The 18,365-nt window shown below is 69.6% G+C and carries 16 protein-coding genes and 1 pseudogene; 3 read left to right on the top strand and 14 right to left on the bottom strand.

Annotation, left to right across the window (positions count from 1 at the left end):
• Positions 1-1,130: 1,130 nt before the first annotated feature.
• The 7 genes from FVE89_RS10200 to FVE89_RS10170 all read right to left on the bottom strand — a co-directional run bounded on the left by FVE89_RS10200 (position 1,131) and on the right by FVE89_RS10170 (position 7,943).
• The gene (locus FVE89_RS10200; RefSeq protein WP_160533923.1) at positions 1,131-1,790 is read right to left on the bottom strand and encodes a hypothetical protein; all 660 of its coding nucleotides are present in this window, start codon (positions 1,788-1,790) and stop codon (positions 1,131-1,133) included.
• Position 1,791: 1 nt separating this feature from the next.
• On the bottom strand, positions 1,792-2,685 hold the full coding sequence (locus tag FVE89_RS10195) for an SMP-30/gluconolactonase/LRE family protein (protein WP_160533922.1): 894 nt from the start codon (positions 2,683-2,685) through the stop codon (positions 1,792-1,794).
• Positions 2,686-2,692: 7 nt separating this feature from the next.
• Positions 2,693-3,514: an SDR family oxidoreductase gene (locus FVE89_RS10190; protein WP_160533921.1), complete on the bottom strand. Its 822-nt coding sequence runs from the start codon at positions 3,512-3,514 to the stop codon at positions 2,693-2,695.
• Between the two features lies 1 nt (position 3,515).
• Positions 3,516-4,601, bottom strand: coding sequence for an ABC transporter permease (locus FVE89_RS10185; RefSeq protein ID WP_160533920.1), 1,086 nt, complete (start codon positions 4,599-4,601; stop codon positions 3,516-3,518).
• Entirely contained in the window at positions 4,598-6,136 is a 1,539-nt protein-coding gene (locus tag FVE89_RS10180; RefSeq protein WP_348644681.1) for a sugar ABC transporter ATP-binding protein, read from the bottom strand. The genes FVE89_RS10185 and FVE89_RS10180 overlap by 4 nt, the downstream gene beginning before the upstream one ends.
• Before the next feature lie 11 nt (positions 6,137-6,147).
• Positions 6,148-7,116, bottom strand: a complete 969-nt coding sequence (locus FVE89_RS10175) for a substrate-binding domain-containing protein (RefSeq protein WP_160533919.1) — start codon at positions 7,114-7,116, stop codon at positions 6,148-6,150.
• An 83-nt stretch (positions 7,117-7,199) separates the two neighbouring features.
• Positions 7,200-7,943 (bottom strand): FCD domain-containing protein, encoded by a 744-nt coding sequence (locus tag FVE89_RS10170; RefSeq protein ID WP_160533918.1) that lies wholly within the window; start codon positions 7,941-7,943, stop codon positions 7,200-7,202.
• A gap of 211 nt (positions 7,944-8,154) precedes the next feature.
• Between FVE89_RS10170 and uxuA the strand changes: the two genes are divergently transcribed.
• Positions 8,155-9,354 (top strand): mannonate dehydratase, encoded by a 1,200-nt coding sequence (gene uxuA, locus FVE89_RS10165; RefSeq protein ID WP_160534054.1) that lies wholly within the window; start codon positions 8,155-8,157, stop codon positions 9,352-9,354.
• A gap of 60 nt (positions 9,355-9,414) precedes the next feature.
• Here uxuA and FVE89_RS10160 read toward each other — a convergent pair whose 3' ends face one another.
• From FVE89_RS10160 to FVE89_RS10130, 7 genes are all read right to left on the bottom strand, one after another.
• Positions 9,415-10,371 (bottom strand): HEAT repeat domain-containing protein, encoded by a 957-nt coding sequence (locus FVE89_RS10160; protein ID WP_160533917.1) that lies wholly within the window; start codon positions 10,369-10,371, stop codon positions 9,415-9,417.
• Between the two features lie 5 nt (positions 10,372-10,376).
• On the bottom strand, positions 10,377-10,610 hold the full coding sequence (locus tag FVE89_RS10155; RefSeq protein WP_015952121.1) for a 4Fe-4S dicluster domain-containing protein: 234 nt from the start codon (positions 10,608-10,610) through the stop codon (positions 10,377-10,379).
• A gap of 27 nt (positions 10,611-10,637) precedes the next feature.
• Positions 10,638-12,377 (bottom strand): fumarate reductase/succinate dehydrogenase flavoprotein subunit, encoded by a 1,740-nt coding sequence (locus FVE89_RS10150; protein ID WP_160533916.1) that lies wholly within the window; start codon positions 12,375-12,377, stop codon positions 10,638-10,640.
• Between the two features lie 33 nt (positions 12,378-12,410).
• Positions 12,411-12,764 carry a DUF971 domain-containing protein gene (locus tag FVE89_RS10145; protein ID WP_160533915.1) on the bottom strand — a complete coding sequence of 118 codons (354 nt, stop codon included), beginning with the start codon at positions 12,762-12,764 and terminating at the stop codon, positions 12,411-12,413.
• 97 nt (positions 12,765-12,861) lie between these two features.
• Positions 12,862-13,701, bottom strand: a complete 840-nt coding sequence (locus FVE89_RS10140) for an ABC transporter ATP-binding protein (RefSeq protein ID WP_160533914.1) — start codon at positions 13,699-13,701, stop codon at positions 12,862-12,864.
• Complete coding sequence (locus FVE89_RS10135) at positions 13,698-14,552, bottom strand: ABC transporter permease (RefSeq protein WP_160533913.1); 855 nt, start codon at positions 14,550-14,552, stop codon at positions 13,698-13,700. Before FVE89_RS10135 ends, FVE89_RS10140 begins: the two co-directional genes overlap by 4 nt.
• Entirely contained in the window at positions 14,549-15,967 is a 1,419-nt protein-coding gene (locus tag FVE89_RS10130) for an ABC transporter substrate-binding protein (protein WP_160533912.1), read from the bottom strand. The genes FVE89_RS10135 and FVE89_RS10130 overlap by 4 nt, the downstream gene beginning before the upstream one ends.
• A gap of 281 nt (positions 15,968-16,248) precedes the next feature.
• Here FVE89_RS10130 and FVE89_RS10125 point away from each other — a divergent pair, with 281 nt between their 5' ends.
• Together FVE89_RS10125 and FVE89_RS10120 are read left to right on the top strand one after the other, a co-directional pair.
• Entirely contained in the window at positions 16,249-17,010 is a 762-nt protein-coding gene (locus tag FVE89_RS10125) for a Crp/Fnr family transcriptional regulator (protein WP_160533911.1), read from the top strand.
• 78 nt (positions 17,011-17,088) lie between these two features.
• Positions 17,089-18,316, top strand: a pseudogene (locus FVE89_RS10120) (IS701 family transposase); the annotation flags it as partial.
• Positions 18,317-18,365 lie beyond the last annotated feature (49 nt).

Genomic DNA, 18,365 nt, shown 5'->3' with positions numbered 1-18,365 from the left:
ACCGAATCCCGAAGCCGTTTCTTTTCCGTAGTGACCCGCGAGGACTCAGTTTTCTTGCGCATCAATCAGTCCAAAAGCGACATTATCTGGAACGACGCGCAAATATCTCATCGGAACAGAAAGCAATGCCCTGGCCGATCGCAATTTTTTGCGCTTCGACAACTTAGGTACAATTTTGATCTCAGCGCAACCGTCGGATTATGACGGAAAATGTATTTGAAAATCTGAGGAATGTATTTTCAATCAACGTCAATTTTTAGGTTGGTCGGATGCCAGCTAACCGATTACAACAGCTGTTCTTCCTATTGGCACAAATATTGCTTGCCCGGTGAGATCTGCGAGCTGCATCGATCGATCGCGCGCAGCATTTTTGCCACACTTTTGCTGCGTGCCCCCGCAGAGACGGGCGATCCGGATCTGCTCTGGTGGGGCTCGAACGCTCAACCCGACATCGCAAGCCGCGTCCCATGCATTGGACGGCAGGCCGATCTTCGAGCGTCGGAGCTCCTCTCGCCAAAATGGCTCCCGTCACCGAAGGCGGAGGCCCGGGTGAGTCCGCCCGCGGCGTGCATGCCGCGCCCTGGCCCGTCGAACACTCTTCTGAGACTCACCGATCCGGAGATCGACCATGGTCCTTGGCCTGCCCCCAGCACGCGGGCGACTGTGTGTTTCCGGAACCCTCCTGGACGCCCTCTGGCTGACCGTGCCGGCCTTCGCCCAGGCCACTGATCCCCAGGGCCAACTCGCCCTGCGTGACGTCGTCCGCGCTGCCTATATCCGCGCCGGTCAGTCCAAGACCCACGCAGAGATCGACGCCTCACGCCAATCGGCATTGATCATAACCGATAGGCCGAGTCGCGCAGGCCGTGACCGGCGTCCTTGCCCTTCCCGGAACAGATCGCGCCGTCCTTCGACAGGCTCATACCAACGCTCGTTGAGTGGGACTCACGGGGTAGCCTCGGCGGCTGAGGGGGTGATTCTGTCCTGAGGTTTGGAGCCCGAGGAGAGGGCCTGCGCGCCTTGACCAAGGTCGCGCGTGATTCCGCCCAGACGCGGCGCCTGCTGGCTGTGTCGGCGATCTACGCGGGCAGTTCACGCTCGGCCGCCGCCGCTCTCGGCAGGGTTGGGCTTCAGACGGTACGGGATTGGAGTGGCAGGGCTGAAATATCCAGGGTGCCGCCGCCTCGCGCCGGAGCCGCGTCAAGCGCGGTGAACGTCGCGTTCTCGGTGAACAGGGCTGCGCCGGGCTCCAGCGTACCGGGGAAGCTGTGGGCCGCGCGGAAGGGCCCGGGCTCGAGGACAACGGATCCCGGCCGCTCCGACAGCCGGCAGGGCCGCCGCACCGAGATCTCCAGAGTCAGGTCGATCGCAGGCGCCTTTGGGTCGGGGCGGATCGTGCGGCGCAGGCCGCGGACCGGATGATCCGCCGGATACAAGCATTCGAGGATCAGTCTGTCGGACGGTCCGTCCAGGAAGGTCCAGCGGGCGTTCGCGCCGTGGCCGTGCGGAACCTCGGCGCCGGCGAAGCTTTCGCCCGCGATCTGCCAGCCCGGCGTGAGGGCGCGCTCGGCATCGAAGCCGAACGGCACGCAGGACCACTCGCCGCGCAGGGCTCGCAGGATCGGCGGCAGGGCCTCGGCGCCCGGCTCGTTGGCCCAGGGCGCCACCTGCAGCGGCGACACGGTCCGCCCGTCCGGGAGCGGGAACAGCACCGGGCCAAGCATACCGCCGAGCGACTGCACCGCCAGGACGCCGTAATCCCAGGCTAGCGCCCTGCGGAGGATCGCCATGTCAGGCGATCCGCACGCGGTTCTCGGGCAGGCCCGGCACGGCGCTGCGCAGGGCGAACAGGCTCCCCGCCAGACGGTGGCCCCCCGGCGCCCCGCCGCTCGCGGTGGTGACGTAGAGGGTGCGCAGATCCGCGCCGCCGAAGGTTGCCGTGGTGATGTTGGGCACCGGCAGGTCGACGGTCTCGCGCAGGCGCCCGTCGGGCCCGATGCGCAGAATGCAGCCGCCGCCGTAACGGCAGTTCCAGAGATCGCCCGCCGCGTCGATGGCCGAACCGTCCGGCAGGCCGCGGACGTGGCCTTCCGCGTGGACGCTGCGGTTGGACAGGCCCTCGGCCGCGTAGTCGTAGGACCAGATGCAGTTCGCCAGCGTGTCGCCGAAGTAGAAGCGGCGCGCGTCCGGACTCCAGCACAGGGTGTTGGCGATCCCGATACCCGTCGCCCACTCGGTGACCGTGCCGTCCGGGGCGATCCGGACCAGGATGCCGTCGGTCCCGCCGGCCTCGCCCGGCTCGCCGCCGGGGCCGACATTGTTGCGCATGGAGCCGATCCAGAAATGGCCCGCCGGATCGGCCCGGCCGTCGTTGAGGCGCACGCGCGGCCAGCCCGGCAGGCGGAAGCCGTGGTCGATCCGCCGGTCGGTCGCGGGCCACCACCAGATCAGCCGCGATCCGAGGGCGACGAGCAGCCGCCCCGGCTCGGTCGAGAGCGCCAGGGCGACCACCGGCTCGTCGAACAGCCAGCTGCGCACGCTGTCCGAGGCCTCGTCGTAGCGGTGGATCAGGAAGCGGTTGATGTCGGTCCAGTAGAGCGCCGCCTCGGGCGCGCACCAGACCAGCCCCTCGCCGCACCGGTCGCCGACGGGGGCGACGCAGCGCAGGGTCGACGCGGCCGTCATCGGCGCCTCACTTCACGCCGAGGCCGGCGGTCAGGCCGCCATCGATCCGGTGATCGGCGCCGGTGATGAAGCCGGCCCGGTCGGAGGCCAGGAAGGCGATCAGCTCGGCGATCTCCTCCGGCTCGCCGATCCGCCCGATCGGGTGGGCGGCGCCGAAGCGGGCGAACACCTCATCTTCCGGCAGGCCCGCGCCGAGCATGCGGGCGGACAGCGCGAGGATCGGCGTGCGCACCGAGCCCGGCGAGACCGAGTTCACCCGGATGCCGGCCGCGGCGTGGTCCAGCGCCATGGCGCGGGTCAGGGCGTGGATCGCGCCCTTGCTGGCCACGTAGGCGGCCACCCCTTGTTGGCAGGCATGGCCCTGCGCCGAGGAGAGGTTGACGATCGCCCCGCCGCCGCGCTTGACCATCTCGGGGATCCCGTAGCGCGCGGTCAGGTGGATTGCGCCGACATTGACCGCCATGCAGCGGGCCCAGGTCTCGGGATCGGTGTCGAGCACCGTGCCGTAGGGATGGACCGCGGCGGCGTTGACGATGACGTCGAGGCCGCCGTGGCGCGCCACGCACGCGGCCACCGCCGCCGAGACTGCCGCGGCATCGGCCACGTCGGTGAGGTGCGCGGCGAGGCTCAAGCCCCGCTCGGCGGCGACCGCGTCGAGGGCAGCATTGGCCTCGGGGTCGATGCCGCAGGCGAGCACCCGGGCGCCGCCCTCGGCGAGCCGCAGGGTGGTGGCGCGGCCGATTCCGGTCGTGCCGGTGACCAGGGCGATCTTGCCCGCAAAGTCCTTGCCCGTGAAGTCGTTCGGGCTGTTAGAGGTGTGTCCGGTCATGTCAGCGCACCCGCTCCAAGGTCTGGTTGAGCAGTACGGCGCCGAAGATGATCGCGCCGCGCACGACGTACTGCCAGTATTCGGAGACGTTCATCAGCGTCATGCCGTTGGCGATGCAGCCGAGAAAGACGACGCCGACGAGCGTTCCCCAGATCTGGCCCTTTCCCCCCGAGAGGGACGTGCCGCCGATGATGACGGCCGCGATCACGTCGAGTTCGAGGCCCGTGGCGGTGGTGCCGGTGCCGGCCCCGATCTGCGAGGCGTAGAGCGTCCCCGAGACCGCGGTGAGCAGGCCCGTGAGGCCGAGGGTCAGCGCCTTCACCCGCCACACGTCGATCCCCGAGAGCCGGGCCGCCTCCATGTTGCCGCCGACCGCATAGACGGCCCGGCCGAAGGGCGTGTGGTTCATCAGGATGTGCAGGGCCGCGAAGGTCGCGGCGAAGACGTAGACCGGCACCGGGATGCCGAGGAGATAGCCGCCGCCCAGGATTCCGAAGCCCGGGGGGAAGGAGGCCAGCGGGAAGCCGCCGGTGATGAGGTTGGCCGCCCCACGCAGGGCCGTGAACAGCGCCAGCGTGCTGATGAAGGTCGGCACGTTGAAGTATTGCCGGCACTTGCCGGTCATCACGCCAAGACCGAAGCCGAGGCCGGCGGCCGTGAGGAACCCGAGGCCGGTCGCCGGCCAGGGGCCGAGGATGTCGCCGAGTGCGTCGGCGAACCACGCCACGATGCTGCCCGCCAGGGCGACGCCGGCCCCCACCGACAGGTCGATCTCGCCCGCGACGATCACCGCCGTCATGCCGAAGGCGATGATGCCCAGCATCGCGACGGTGCGGAGCACGTTGAGGATGTTGCCGAGCGAGGCGAAGCCCGGCGCCGCGACCACCAGGAACACCGTCAGGGCGAGAAGGATCAGCTCCATCGTGTAGGCCCGGACGGCGCGCGGCAACCCGCGGCGCGGCGGCTTGGAGCCGTGCCCGATCGCTTTGCGCTCGGACTTGGCGCCTTGTGTCGACCCGCTCCCTTGCGCCGAACCGGCGTCCATTTCGGCGGAGAACGCTTGCGTACCCATCACGTGCGTGTTCATGCGCGCGTGCCCTCCATGCAGAGCCCGTAGAGTTCGGTCAGGGTGGTGGCGGCCGGATCGACCTCGGCGACGATTCGGCCGTGGCGCATCACCAGCACCCGGTCGGCGACTTCGAGCACCTCCTCCAGCTCGGAGGACACGAACAGGGCCGCCAAGCCGGATTCGGCCTTGCGCCAGATGATCTCGAAGATCTGCCGCTTGGCCCGGATATCGACGCCGCGGCTCGGCTCGTCGAACAGCATCACCGTGGGGGCGGTGGCCATCCACTTGCCGATGACCACCTTCTGCTGGTTGCCGCCCGAGAGCGCGGAGACCGGCAGCTCCGGGTCGCCGGCCTTGATGCGCAGGTCGTCGATCTGCTCCCGGACCAGGGGCCGCTCCATCGCCCGGGTGAGGAAGCCGCGCCGCGCCACGGATCCGGCGGCCGCCATGCAGATGTTGTCGGCGGTGGACAGGCTCTGGACGAGCCCGGCCTCCTTGCGGTTCTCCGGGGCGTAGCCGAGGCCAGCCGCCCGCAGGTCGCGGGGGCGGGCGCCGAACATCTCCCGACCGTGCAGGCGGACCGAACCGGACTCGGCGCGGTCCGCCCCCACGATCGCGCGCAGCACCTCGGTCCGGCCCGAGCCGAGGAGTCCCGCGATGCCCAGCACCTCGCCCGCGTGCAGGTCGAACCCGATGTCGTGGAAGGCGCCGGCCCGGTTCAAGCCGCGCACCGAGAGCACCGGGCGGCCCCGTGCGGGAGAGCGGCGGCGCGGCACCTCGTGGGCGGCCTCGCCGAACATCATCTCGACGATTGCGCCATGGCTGGCGGTTGCCATGTCGAGCGCGCCGATCCGGACGCCGTCGCGCAGCACCGTGCAGGTGTCGGCGATCTCGAAGAGCTCGCTCATCCGGTGGGTGATGTACAGCATCGTCACCCCGCTCGCCTTCAGGCGGCGCACGAGGTCGAACAGCAGGCGCACCTCCCGGGTCGCCAGCGCCGAGGTCGGCTCGTCGAGGAGCAGAACCGCGGGCTGGAACGCCATCGCCTTGACGATCTCGACCACCTGCTGCTGGCCGACCGAGAGCGTCGCCACCGGGGCCCGGGGATCGAGGTCGAGCCCCATCGCCTCCAGCTGGGCCTGCGCCCGGGCGAACAGAGCCGGCCAGTCCACCACCCGCAGGCCGGCGCGCCGCCGCTGCGGCAACCGGCCGAGGACGATGTTCTCGCCGATCGACAGGTTCGGGACGAGCGACAATTCCTGGTGGACGGTGACGATGCCGGCCCGGAACGCGTCCGCGGGGCCGTCGAAGCGGCACGGGGTGTCCCCGAGCCGGATCTCGCCCGCATCGGGAGGGAAGACGCCTGCCAGCATCTTGACCAGCGTCGACTTGCCCGAGCCGTTTCGCCCCATGAGGGCGTGGACCCGGCCGGGCTCGAAGCGGTGGCTGAAGCCGTCGAGGGCGACGACCGGCCCGAAGCTTTTGGTGACGCCCCGGAATTCCAGGGCGACGCCCGTCTCCGGTTCCGGCCTCATGGAGAGCGGCAGGGACACGGCGTGGCCGATCACTTCAGGGTGTTGAGCTGGGTCAGGAACGCCTCGACCCCGGGCCTGTCGGACCGGTTGAGGCCGGCCACCGGGATGATGGTCGTCTTCTCCACGGGCTTCCCGTCGAGGTGATCGACCGCCGCCTGGACGGCGCGGCGGCCCATCTCGAAGGGCTGCTGGGCGGTCACCGCCTGGAGCACGTCGTCATTGGCCAGCAGGAACTGGGCGATCTGCTTGCTGCCGTCGGTGCCGAAGACGAAGACCTTGCCGGACAGGCCCGCGTTGCGCACCGCCTGGACGGCGCCGACCGTGCCGCCCTCGTTCGCCCCGAACAGGACGTTGATGCCCGGATTGGCGGTGAGGAGGTCGGTGGCCACCGCCACCGCCTTCTCGGCGAGCCACGCATCCTGCTGGGCCACGACCTCGACCGCGCCACCCGCCTGCGCGGTCGCGATGAAGCCGTCAACCCGGTCGCGGGAGATCTCCGGAAGGAGGGCCTTGAAGCCGAGGGTGGCGATCTTCGCCTTGCCCCCGAGCCGCGCCTTGATGAACGCCGCCGCGGCCTGGCCCGTGCTCTCGCCGATCGCCCGCTGGCTGGAGTTGAGGTAGGCAACCGGGAAGCCGGCATTGACCGGCGCGTTGAAGGTGACGACCGGGATGCCCGCATCGGCCGCCCGCTTCAGCGCCGGGACCGAGGCCGTCGCCGACAAAGGCGAGATCACGATGGCGTTCACGCCCCGGGCCACGAAGGTGTCGATCAGGCTCGCTTCCTTCTCGGCCTTCGAGTCGGAGTTCGCCTCGATCAGCTTGACCCCCGCCGCCTTGGCACCCGCCTGCATGCCGAGCTGGATGGTGCGGAAGAACTGGTCCTGCTGCAGGACGACCCCCGCCACGGTCCGCTCGGCCGGGCGCGCCGGTGAGCCGAAGGCGAGGACGCCGATCAGGGCAAGCGCCAGCGGCATGGCGTGGCGTCGACGGATACGCATGAAGTCCCCCCATTGTATTTTTTTGCGTCGTGTTGGGTTTGCCCTCCCGGCCCCCGGGATAAGTTTTTGGGCGCTATCCGCGCCTATCCGTCGCCTGGATCCCCCCGAGGGGCGCCCGGACCGGAACCGGTGACGAATTGCAGGCCGTAATCGAGGTGACGGCTCAGCAGGTAGGCGAAGGCGATGCGATCCCGGGCGCGCAGGGCCGCCGCGATCCGGCCATGGGTCTCGTGCGTCTCGGCGCGGGCGGGGCGCGCCGCCTTTCCGACATGCATGAGATCGACGATCACCGGCCGCATCAGCCGGTAGGTCGCCAGTGCGGTCCGGTTGCCCCCCAGGGCGACGAGCGCCTCGTGGAACCGGTAATCGGCCAGCGCCAGTTCCTCCACGCCGTCGGCGGCGAGGAGCTCATCGTTCACCGCGTCCAGCCGGTCGAAATCGGCCCCGGTGGCGTGCAGGATGATGTGCTCGCCGACCCCGGTTTCGACGATCCGGCGGAAGCCCTGAAGATCGCGGAAGCTGTCCGGCGAGACGCCGTTGTGGAAGGCAAAGACGCGCCGCACCGCCTCGGCATGATCCCCGGCGATCACCGCGCCGGCCTTCGGCCGGGTCTCGACGAGCCCGTAGGCCCGCAGGATCACCAGTGCTTCGCGCACCGTGTTGCGTGAGGCCTGGAAGCGCTCGCCGAGTTCGCGTTCAGTCGGGAGTGCGTCGCCGACCTGAAGCCCCTGCTCGGCCACGAAGGCGCGGATCTCGTCGACCAAACGATCGACGGCGGAGATCTTCAGCGGTTCGACGGCGGCACGGAAGCCGGTACGGCCCGACATGGCGAACGTTCTATCCCTGTTTTTAGATTTGTTGGACCAGAGTGCTGATTCGGTCAATCGCCGTGCGAGACGTTATCGAAAAAAATCCTGTCCGGGTCATAGCGCCTTGCCTTTCGCCACAGCATGATCGAGACCTACGGTTATCTGGTCCAACAAATACGACGGCGCGTCAGACGCCCGAGGAGCGCCCATGCAGCCCATCATGCCGCCCATGACGGAATGCTTCCGCTGGTTCGGTCCGGACGATTCGGTGCCGCTCGCGCATATCCGCCAAGCCGGGGCGGCCGGCATCGTCACGGCGCTTCACGAGATCTACGATGGGCGCCCATGGCCGGAGGCGGACCTCGTCGCCCGGAAACGCCTGATCGAGGCGGCGGGCCTGCACTGGGCGGTGGTCGAGAGCATCCCCGTCCACAACGCCATCAAGACCGGCAGCGCGGAGCGCGCCCGCTATGTCGGCTGGTACCAGGACAGCCTGCGCGCGCTCGCCCGGATCGGCGTGCGGACGGTCTGCTACAACTTCATGCCGGTGGTCGACTGGACCCGGACCGAATTGCGCCACCCGATGCCGAGCGGAGCCCTGGCGCTGCGCTTCGACGCCGTGGATTTCGCCGCCTACGACGTGTTCGTGCTGAAGCGCCCGGGGGCGCAGGACGATTACCCGGCCGCGCGCCTCGCCGAGGCCGAGGCCCGGCTCGCCCTGCAGGGCACGGACGGGATGGAGCGGATCGAGCGCACGCTCATCGCCGGCCTGCCCGCCGCCGAGCGCCATTTCGACCGCGCCGGCTTCCTGGCGGCGCTCTCCGAGTACCAGGGCATCAGCGCGGCGGTGCTGCACGGCCACCTCGCGGCCTTCCTCCGGGACATCGTGCCGGTCGCCGAGGAGCATGGCCTGCGCCTGTGCATCCATCCGGACGATCCGGCCTTCCCGCTGTTCGGCCTGCCCCGCATCGTCTCGACCGCCACGGATGTCCGCCGGATCCTCGCGGCGGTCGATTCGCCGGCCAACGGCATCACCTTCTGCACCGGCTCCTACGGCACCCGGGCCGAGAACGACCTCCTGGCGATGGTGCGGGAATTCGGCCCGCGAATCCATTTCGCGCATCTGCGCAACGTCACGCGGGAGCCGGACAGCTCGTTCCACGAGGCCGACCACCTTGGCGGCTCGGCCGACATGCCACGGATCGTCATCGCGCTGTTGGAGGAGCAAGAGCGTCGGCGCGCCGAGGGCCGCGCGGATTGGCAGATCCCGTTCCGTCCGGACCACGGCCACCGGATTGCGGACGATCTCGACAAGGAGCGGATCAATCCGGGCTATTCCCTGATCGGCCGCCTGCGCGGGCTCGCCGAGATCCGCGGCGTGATGGCAGGGGCGGCGGCCGCGCGTCGTGAGACGGGATCTCAAGTGTAGGGACACGCGCCAACAGGGGCCGGTGCCGCACGCGGCGGCGCGTCCGGCGCTCATCACGCGTCATCCGCCGCAGCGGCCGATCGCCCAGCGAACGAGCTTGCGCACGTCCGGGTCGGGGTCGTCGTGATTTGCCTTGAGGACCGGCAGCGCGCGCGGATCGGCGATCTCGCCCAGGGCCGCCGCCGCTTCCTTACGGAGGTTGCCAATCTCCGAGCGGAGGGCGTGGCCGAGGACGGGGACGGCGTCCGCGGCCTTGATGCGGCCGAGCGCGTTGGCGGCCTTGATCCGAAGCTGCCAGACCGGATCGTCCATGCAGGCGATCAGAAGCTCTACCGCCTCTGGCAGGCGGATCTTGCCGGCCGAGATCGCGGCCTCCTCGCGAACCTGCCAGTCCTCGTCCCTGAGCCCGGCGACCAGGGTCGCGACACCGGGACTGCCCGGGCGTAGGAACACGAGGGCCGCCATCGTGGCCCGACGCACGCTCGGATCGACATCCTTCGCGGTGGCGATCAGGGCGGGCAGCGCCGACTCGGCCTTGAGATAGCCGATCACCCCGAGGGCCTCGCGCCGCACCTCGGGCACAGGGCTGCGCAAGGCGTCCAGCGCCGCCGCGAGGGCGTCCGGGAGGACCAACTCGCGCAGGGCCCGCAGGGCCGCCGCCTGGACGAAGGGATCGGCATGGGCTGCACGCGCGATGAGGAGCGGGCCGCAGCCGGGCTCCTTCTTCTCGGCGAGCGTGTCGGCGGCCCTCTGCCGGACCGCGGCATCGGCATCCTCCAGCGCCTGCACCAGCCCCGCGACCACGTCCGCGCCGTCATGCTCGTCGAGGGCCTTGGCGGCCGCGGCGCGCACCGCCGCGTCGTCGTCGCCGAGCCCCTTCAGCAGCAGCACCGTGGCGTCCGGTCCGACCGCCTCGGCCAACTCCATCATCGCCACCCGGCGGATGCCCGGATCGGGATTGGCGCAGCGCTCCGCGAGATCGTCAAGGTCGTCCTCGAATCTGTCGAAAATCGGCATGACGCTCACCGCAGAAGGTAAGGAATATTGACCTTCACTGCGTTGGTCGGGCAATCGACTTCACACGGCATGCAGTACCAGCATTCATCGTATTTCATGTAGGCCTTCTGTCGGGTCTCGTCGATCGCGAGGATGTCGAGGGGGCAGACGTCGACGCAGACGCGGCAGCCTTTCTCGGCGATGCACTTGTCGTCATCGATGACGACGGCGGCGCTCTTGGCCTGGGTGATGATCGGCATGATGCACTCTCCCGATGGTCGCGCCGCTCACGCGGCCGCCGCCCGGATGCGGAGCTGATGGTAGGCGCCCATCTCCGCCTCGGCGACGGGCACGATGAAGGGATCGACGGCGCGCTTGGCGTGAGCCATCCGGCCCTGCGCGTCCTTGAACAGGACGGTGTGGCAGTTCCAGTTCGCGTCGTCGGTCTCGGGGTGATCGACGCGCTGGTGGTAGAAGCCCCAGCGGCTTTCGGTGCGGTAGAGGGAGGCCGCCGCCGCCATGTCGGCACAATCGAGGATGGTCTGCATCTCCAGGGCGCGCAGCAGCTCGTGCGGGTCGCGGGCGCAGAGATGGTCGAGATCCTCGCGGATCTCGGCGAAGCGGCGCTGGCCGATCTCCATCTTCGCCGTCACCTTCGGCGGCTCGAGATAGTCGTTGACGAGACGGCGCGTCTTGAATTCCATCTCGTGCGGCGTGAGGCCGTCGGCGCGCCGGGTCGGGGCGAGCACGCGGTCCTGCTCGGCGCGGAGATCGCCGTCATCGTAATCGGCGAGGCTTGTGGCGGCGCAATAGGCCGCCGCGTCGGCCCCTGCGATACCGCCGTTCACGAAGGCGCCGAGCATGTAATTGTGCGGCACGCTCGCCATGTCGCCGACCGCGTAGAGGCCGGGTACCGTGGTGCGGGCATGCTCGTCGACGAACACGCCCGAGGCCGAGTGGCCCGCGCAGAAGCCGATCTCGGAGATGTGCATCTCCACGGGGCGCCGGCGGTAGTTGGTGCCGCGCCGCTCGTGGAAGCGCCCGCGCGAGGGCCGCTCGTTGGTGTGGAGGATCGTCTCGATCTCGGCGATCGTCTCCTCACGCAGATGGTCCATCTTCAGGAAGACCGGGCCGTTGCCGCTCTGCAACTCGCGCCAGAACTCCAGCATCATCTGGCCCGACCAGTAATCGCACTCGATGAAGCGCTGCCCCTTGTTGTTGGCCGTGTATCCGCCGAACGGACCGGTGACATAGGCGCAGGACGGCCCGTTATAGTCCTTGATCAGCGGGTTGATCTGGTAGCATTCGAGGTTCGCGAGTTCGGCGGCCGCATGATAGGCCATCGCGTAGCCGTCGCCGGAATTGGCCGCATTCTCGTAGGTGCCGAACAGGTAGCCCGAGGCGGGCAGGCCGAGCCGCCCGGCCGCGCCGCAGGCGAGGATCACCGCCTTGGCCTTCACCACCAGGAACTCGGACGTGCGGGTGTTGACCCCGACCGCGCCCGCGATCCGCCCGTCCGAACCCTTGAGCAGGCGAGTCGCCATGTAGCGGTTGGTCACGCCGACCTGCAGGCGGCGGAGCTGCCGGTAGAGCACCTTCTTGACGTTGTGCCCCTCGGGCATCGGCAGCACGTAGGTCCCCATGTGGTGGACCTTGCGCATGTTGTATTCGCCCGAGCCGTCCTTCTCGAACTTCACGCCGAGCCGGTCGAGATACTGGATCATCGGGAAGGAGCCCTGCGCGTAGGCCATCACGGCGCGCTGGTTCACGATGCCGTCGTTGGCGACCGTGATCTCCTTCACGTACTGCTCGGGCGTGGCGTAACCCGGCACGACGGCGTTGTTCAGCCCGTCCATGCCCATGCTGATCGCGCCCGAGCGCTTCACGTTCGCCTTCTCCATCAGGATGACGCGGAGTTTCGGGTCGGCCTCCTTGGCCTTGATGGCGGCCATCGGTCCGCCGGTGCCGCCGCCGATCACCAGGATGTCGGCTTCGATGATCTCAGATCTGGGTTCGGTCGCGCTCATACGGGCCCTCGTGCGGGATGGGGAAGGTCGGGCTCAGGCCGCCCGGGGCGTCGGCTCGGTCGCCCGTGCTTCACGGGCGAGGTCGCGCAGGTAGGCGAAGGGGTAGATCCCGCGGGCGTGCCCGTCAGAGAAGCCGAGATGGAGGGCGTACCCGCCCAACGGCGCCACCTGGGTAACCGTGACGGCCTCGAACCCGGCCGGGAAGCGGCCCTGGATCCGGTCGCGGGTGCACCAGGCGCAGCGGCAGCCGAGGCGCAGGGCCTCCGCGCCGAGGGTCGCGGCGCTGCCGCCCGCCCAGGTCAGGCGCAGAGCCCGGCCGCCGGCCGCGAGCACGATCGTGCTTGGGATCGCGTCGGGATCGAAGGGCGGTTCGGCGGGGAGGCGCATGGCTGGATCGGTCATCGGCCGATAGGAGACCGGGCGGCTGCCGCGTGATAGCAATTCCTTGCCGGTCGCTCGGTCGAGGCCCTGCGGATTTCGTCGCTCACGCCGCCCCCGGCAGCGGCAACCCGAGCGGGGTCAGGCGCGGCAGCGGCGGCTTTCCATCCCGCGGGCGCAGCAGGTCGAGGCAGCGGCGCTTCAGCGCCACGAAATCGGGATCGGTGACCAAGTCGCGCCCGCGCGGACGCGGAAAGGCCAGTGGGATGTCCTCCAGGATCCGCCCGGGACGGGCCGACATGACCAAGACCCGGTCGCCGAGAAACAAAGCCTCGTCGATATCGTGGGTCACGAAGACCACGGTGGTCGGCAGGCGCGTCCAGATGTCGAGCAGCAGTTCCTGCATCATCAGCCGGGTCTGGGCGTCCAGCGCCCCGAACGGCTCGTCCATCAGCAGGATCCGCGGCCGGTTGATCAGCACCCGGGCGATCTCGACCCGCTGCTGCATACCGCCTGACAGCTCGGGCGGGTAGAGCTCGGCGCTGTCGGCAAGCCCCACCAGGGCCAGGAACTCGCGGGCCAGCGCCAGCCGCTCAGGCTTCGCGATGCCGCGCATCTTCGGGCCGAAGGCAACGTTGTCGATCACGCGCCGCCAGGGCAGCAGGGTGTGCTGTTGGAAGACGATGCCGCGCTCCGGGTCGGGACCCGCCACGGGCTGACCGTCGAGGGCGATGCGGCCGCGGGCGAGGCCGAGATGACCAGCCAGCGCGCCGAGCAGGGTCGATTTCCCGCAGCCCGAGGGGCCGAGCAGGCAGACGAACTGGCGTGGCGGGATGGCGAGGTCGATCTCGCGCACCACCTCGAAGGCGGCGGCGCCGGTGCCGAGGCGGATCGCGGCCTCGGCGATCTCGATGCGGCCGGCGGACGGGATCGGCGCGGCGCTCACGGTCGGCCTCCCGGGGTCCACGGCATGGCAAGCCGGCCGAGGCCGCGCACGGCGAGGCTCGATCCCATGCCGAGCAGCCCGATCAGCAGCATGCCGACGACGATCGCGTCGTAGTTCTGCAGGGTGTAGGATTCCCAGGTGAAGTAGCCGATCCCATATTGGCCGGAGATCATCTCGGCGGTGACGAGGCAGAACCACGCCGTGCCCATGCCGATCGCCGCCCCGGTGACGATGCTGGGCAGGGCGGCCGGGATCACCACCTCGCGCAGGATCGCGGCCCGGCCCGCGCCGAGGCTGCGGGCGGAGGCGACGAGGCGCGGGCTCGCGGCCTCGGCCCCGTGGACGGTGTTCAGCAGGATCGGGAACAGGGCGCCCGTGAAGGTGATGAACACCATCGAGGCTTCCGAGGACGGGAACATCAGGATCGCGAGCGGGATCCAGGCCACGGCCGGGATCGGCCGCAGCACCTCCAGCGGCGGCAGCAGCAGGTCGCCCGCCAGCCGCGAGCGGCCGATGGCGAGCCCGATCGCGATTCCGGCTGCGAGCGCCGCCAGGAAGCCCGTGAGCACTCGCGCGAGACTCGCACCGACATGCGCGCCGAGCTTCGGCGACTGCGCCAGCGCCCAGGCCGCCCGCGCCACCTCGGCGGGAGTCGGCACGTTGCGGAACGTGACGGGACCGAAATCGAGTTTGAGCCGCGTGGCAAGGTGCCAGGCCAGGAGACCGAGGCCGAGCGCGGCCGCCCGGGTCGCGAGGCGGCGCAGGGAAAGGCGCGGCCGGATCGTCCAGCGCCGCGGCGGCGCCGTTGGCCCGGCGGCGAGGGCCGGCGCGCCGAGCGCTCCGGCGCTCATCGGGCGCTCACCCGCGCGACCGAAGCCCGGGCCGCGTCGTAATCGAGCACTTCGCCGCCCTGGACCTTGGCGAAGGCCTCGGCGTCGCCCTTGAGCAGGAAGGCGCTCAAGCGGCGCTCGGCATCGCGCACGTACCACGCCTGCGCGGCGAACAGCTTGATGCCGCTGTCCCGGTCCTGCGCGTAGACGACCCGGGCGCTGCCGCCCGCCTGTTCGAGGGTGGCCAGGGCCGCGAAGGCGCCCTCGGGCGAGGCGTAGGGGCGGACCTTCTCCTCGCCCTTCACCCAGATCTGGGCGACGCGCGTCACGTCGGTGATCGGCTGGCCGGTCGCCGCGTCGGCGGCCTGGAGCGGCGTCTGGGCGTAATCCTTGAGGCGCGCCTCGTAGTCGATCCCGGCTTCCCGGGCGGCCGCGCGCACAAAGCGGTCGTCGATGAAGCGGTCGACGTCAAGGTCGCCATCGGCCTTCTTCAGGAGCGTCAGGGTGGCGATCGAGGTCTTGAGCGCCTGCCGGTACTCGGGCTTCCAGGTGATGTCGCGGGTCTGCAGGCCGAGCGGCCCGTGGAACAGGTAGGCGACCTCCGCCTCGATGCCGGTCACCCGCTCAATCAGCTCGGCGTAACGCTCGGGCTCGGCGGCGATCAGCCGGTCCGCCTCGATCGCGGCGCGCAGATACGCGGTGACGATCTCGGGGTAGCGCTCGGCGTAGGCCGCATCGACCAGCGCGCCGTGGAAGGTCGGCGCGTTCGACTGGGCGCCGTCGTAGATCTTCCGGGCGATGCCGCGCCAGGGAAACAGGTCGGCGAAGGGCACGAAGTCGGCGTGCGCCTCGATCTTGCCGGCTTTGAGCGCGGAGCCCGCCACCTCCGGCGCCTGGGTGATGATGGAGACGTCGCGCTCCGGATCCCAGCCCTGCGCCGTGACGGCACGCAGCAGCAGGCCGTGGGCTGTCGACGCGAAGGGTACCGAGATGGTCTTGCCCTTCAGCTCCGCGAAGGACTCAACCGGCGAGGCCTTCGGCACCACGATGCCGTTGCCGCTGCCCTTGATGCTGCCCGACAGCACGCTCAGGAACAGGCTACGCCGGCCCGCCTTGGCGAAGGCGGCCCCGTTCAGTGAGCCCGGGAAATCTGCCATCGCGCCGAGATCGAGCTTGCCGGCGACCATCTCGTTGGTGAGCGGCGCGCCGCTGGTGAAGTTGCGCCACTGGATATCGTAGGTGGCGCCTTTGTATTTGCCGTCATGCGGCAGGAACTTTTCGAGGAGCTTCAGCTCGCGGATCAGGAGGCCACCGGTCGCGCAGTTGATCGTGGTGTCCTGGGTGCCCACGGCGACGCGGATGGTCTCCGCCGAGGCCGCCGTTACGAGGGCGGAGGCGGCCAGGAGGGCAGCGGCGAGGCGGCGAAGGAGGATCACGCGGGCGGCTCCGTCGATCGGGGAGACACCGGGGCGGATCGCGGCGGTGTCGGAACGGCGCCGATGTTCGTCCGTCGGCCGCGCTGCAAAACAGCAATTAATTGCGCGCCGCGCGAAGATGGGTACCGAAATCGTGCCGATGGAGCGATGTAAAAGATACGTCTCTCTCAACCGGCGGTAAGAAGACGGAATTCTCTGCTTCACCGAATGTTTGGAATGGTTCGAAGTGTTGCGGCGCGCATAGTGGTGAGCTCCACCGCTCGATTCCGGATCGTCGGACAATGTCGCCCGCACTCGCCACTCTGCCGACGTCGCCGCGCGCGCCGCTGATCGTCAGCGCCCTGTTCCTGAGCGAGAGCATCGAGGGTCTCGATGAGGGCGCCGGCTTCCTGGATGCCCTTCCGCCCGCCGACATCACGCGCCTGCGGGCGGCCGGGCGGACCCTGTCGCTCAGACCTGGCCAGAGCGTCTTTCGCCAGGGCGAGCTGCATGGCGGCATCTTCCTGATCGAGACCGGGCGCGTGCGCGTCTTCTACACCGGTCCGTCGGGCCGGCAGATCACGCTGGCCTACTGGACGCCCGGCCACTTCATCGGCGGCCCGAGCCTGACTGGCGGCGGCGTGCACCAATGGTCGGGGGAGGCGATCGAGCCCTGCACGGTCACCGTGCTCTCCGCCGCGACCCTGCGCCAGCTCATCCGCCAGATGCCGGACTTTGCCCTCTGCCTGATCGAGGCGCTGGAGGCCAAGGGGCGGTGCTACACCGCGATGGCGCAGATGCTCGGCACGCGCTCGGTGATCGAGCGTCTGGCGCAGCTTCTGCTGAACCTCGGCGATCTCTACGGGCGGGACGAAGCCGGCGCCCGCGTGATCGAGCGCCGGATCACGCATGACGAGATTGCCGCCCTCATCGGCTCGACGCGGCAATGGGTGACCATGATGCTGAAGCGCTTCCAGGCGGACGGCATCGTGGCGGTCGACAAGGCATCCATCCGGATCCTACGCGCCGAACGGCTGACGGAGATCGTTCAGGCGATGTCCTGACTTCGAGTGATACACGCCGGGCTGTGGCACGAACGCGTCGCGCATTCGGGTGTTCGGGGACGACCGTCCTTGGGCTTGCTCTATGTGGCCGGGTTGATCGGCCTCGGTGATCGCAAGAGCGTCCAGCCGATGGCGGCTCGGGCCGAGGGGATCCCTTACGACCGGCTCCACCACTTCATCGCGGCCGGGATCTGGGATGAGGCGCCGCTGCAGCGGGCGCTGCTCGGCGAGGCCGATCGCCTCGTCGGCGGCATGGATGCGATCCTGGTCGTCGACGATCCTTCGACAAGCTCAGGATGAGGCCGCCTTGCCGAAGAAGGGCAACCGCTCGGTCGGGGTGGCGCCGCAATACGCCACGACGCTGGGTAAGACCGCCAACTGCCAGACGCTGGTGTCGCTCACGCTGGCGCGCGGCGAGGTCCCCGTAGCGGTCAGTCTGGCGCTGTTCCTACCCGAGACCTGGACGCGCGACCCGGATCGGATGGTCTCGGCCGGCGTACCTGAGGGCCTGCGGGCGGCCCGCACCAAGCTGAAGATCGCGGTTGCGGAGATCGACCGGGTCCGGGCGGGCGGCGTGCGCTTCGGCTGCGTGTTGGCCGATGCCGGATATGGATCCGCCCCGTTCCGGCAGGCCCTGAGCGCGCGTGGCCTGAGCTGGGCCGTCGGGATCTCGGGACGCAGCAAGGTCTACCCGGCCGACGTGACGCTGATCTTCCCCGTCGCGGGGCGTGGGCGACCGCGCAAGCGTCACGTGCCGGATCAGGTCTCGGTCTCAGCGGAGACGATCCTCGCGGACATGAGCGGCCGGGCGGTGACCTGGCGGCGCGGCACCAAGGGCCGGCTGCGGGCTCGCTTCTGCGCGCTGCGCGTCCGGATGGCCGATGGCCCGACCCAGAGGATCGGCGGACAAGGCAACCAGCACCTGCCCGGTGACGAGGTCTGGCTGGTGCGCGAGGAGCGCGGCTCGGGCGAGCGCAAGTACTATCTCTCGAACCTGCCGGCCGAGGCCACCCTCAAGCAGCTGGCCGCAACCATCAAGGCGCGATGGATCTGCGAGCAGGCCCACCAGCAGATGAAGGAGGAACTCGGCCTCGATCACTTCGAGGGCCGATCCTGGACCGGGCTGCATCGGCACGCGCTGATGACGATGATGGCCTACGCCTTCCTCCAATCCCGGCGCCTGGCAGCGGCGGGGCGGAAAAAAAAGAATCGCCTGCCCACCACCCCAGCCCTCGATGCCGGCGATCCGGCAGGCCATCCTGGATCACCTCAGTCCGCCGCCACCGCGGCGATGCCCGCACTGTGACGCCGATCTCAACCTGCCACCCTGAAATCAATCTGCCAAAGTAGTGCTA

Source organism: Methylobacterium sp. 2A (assembly GCF_009806555.1).
Lineage (GTDB): Bacteria > Pseudomonadota > Alphaproteobacteria > Rhizobiales > Beijerinckiaceae > Methylobacterium.
Note: the sequence above shows the minus strand (reverse complement) of the source record. Positions and strands in the feature narration are given on the sequence as shown.

Excerpts from the sequence above, each read along its gene's own strand:
- FVE89_RS10195 (WP_160533922.1), bottom strand. The coding sequence starts at position 2,685 with ATGACGGCCGCGTCGACCCTGCGCTGCGTCGCCCCCGTCGGCGACCGG.
- FVE89_RS10160 (WP_160533917.1), bottom strand. The coding sequence starts at position 10,371 with ATGCCGATTTTCGACAGATTCGAGGACGACCTTGACGATCTCGCGGAG.
- FVE89_RS10135 (WP_160533913.1), bottom strand. The coding sequence starts at position 14,552 with ATGAGCGCCGGAGCGCTCGGCGCGCCGGCCCTCGCCGCCGGGCCAACG.
- FVE89_RS10155 (WP_015952121.1), bottom strand. The coding sequence starts at position 10,610 with ATGCCGATCATCACCCAGGCCAAGAGCGCCGCCGTCGTCATCGATGAC.
- FVE89_RS10170 (WP_160533918.1), bottom strand. The coding sequence starts at position 7,943 with ATGTCGGGCCGTACCGGCTTCCGTGCCGCCGTCGAACCGCTGAAGATC.
- FVE89_RS10200 (WP_160533923.1), bottom strand. The coding sequence starts at position 1,790 with ATGGCGATCCTCCGCAGGGCGCTAGCCTGGGATTACGGCGTCCTGGCG.
- FVE89_RS10185 (WP_160533920.1), bottom strand. The coding sequence starts at position 4,601 with ATGAACACGCACGTGATGGGTACGCAAGCGTTCTCCGCCGAAATGGAC.
- FVE89_RS10175 (WP_160533919.1), bottom strand. The coding sequence starts at position 7,116 with ATGCGTATCCGTCGACGCCACGCCATGCCGCTGGCGCTTGCCCTGATC.
- uxuA (WP_160534054.1), top strand. The coding sequence starts at position 8,155 with ATGACGGAATGCTTCCGCTGGTTCGGTCCGGACGATTCGGTGCCGCTC.
- FVE89_RS10150 (WP_160533916.1), bottom strand. The coding sequence starts at position 12,377 with ATGAGCGCGACCGAACCCAGATCTGAGATCATCGAAGCCGACATCCTG.
- FVE89_RS10125 (WP_160533911.1), top strand. The coding sequence starts at position 16,249 with ATGTCGCCCGCACTCGCCACTCTGCCGACGTCGCCGCGCGCGCCGCTG.
- FVE89_RS10190 (WP_160533921.1), bottom strand. The coding sequence starts at position 3,514 with ATGACCGGACACACCTCTAACAGCCCGAACGACTTCACGGGCAAGGAC.
- FVE89_RS10145 (WP_160533915.1), bottom strand. The coding sequence starts at position 12,764 with ATGCGCCTCCCCGCCGAACCGCCCTTCGATCCCGACGCGATCCCAAGC.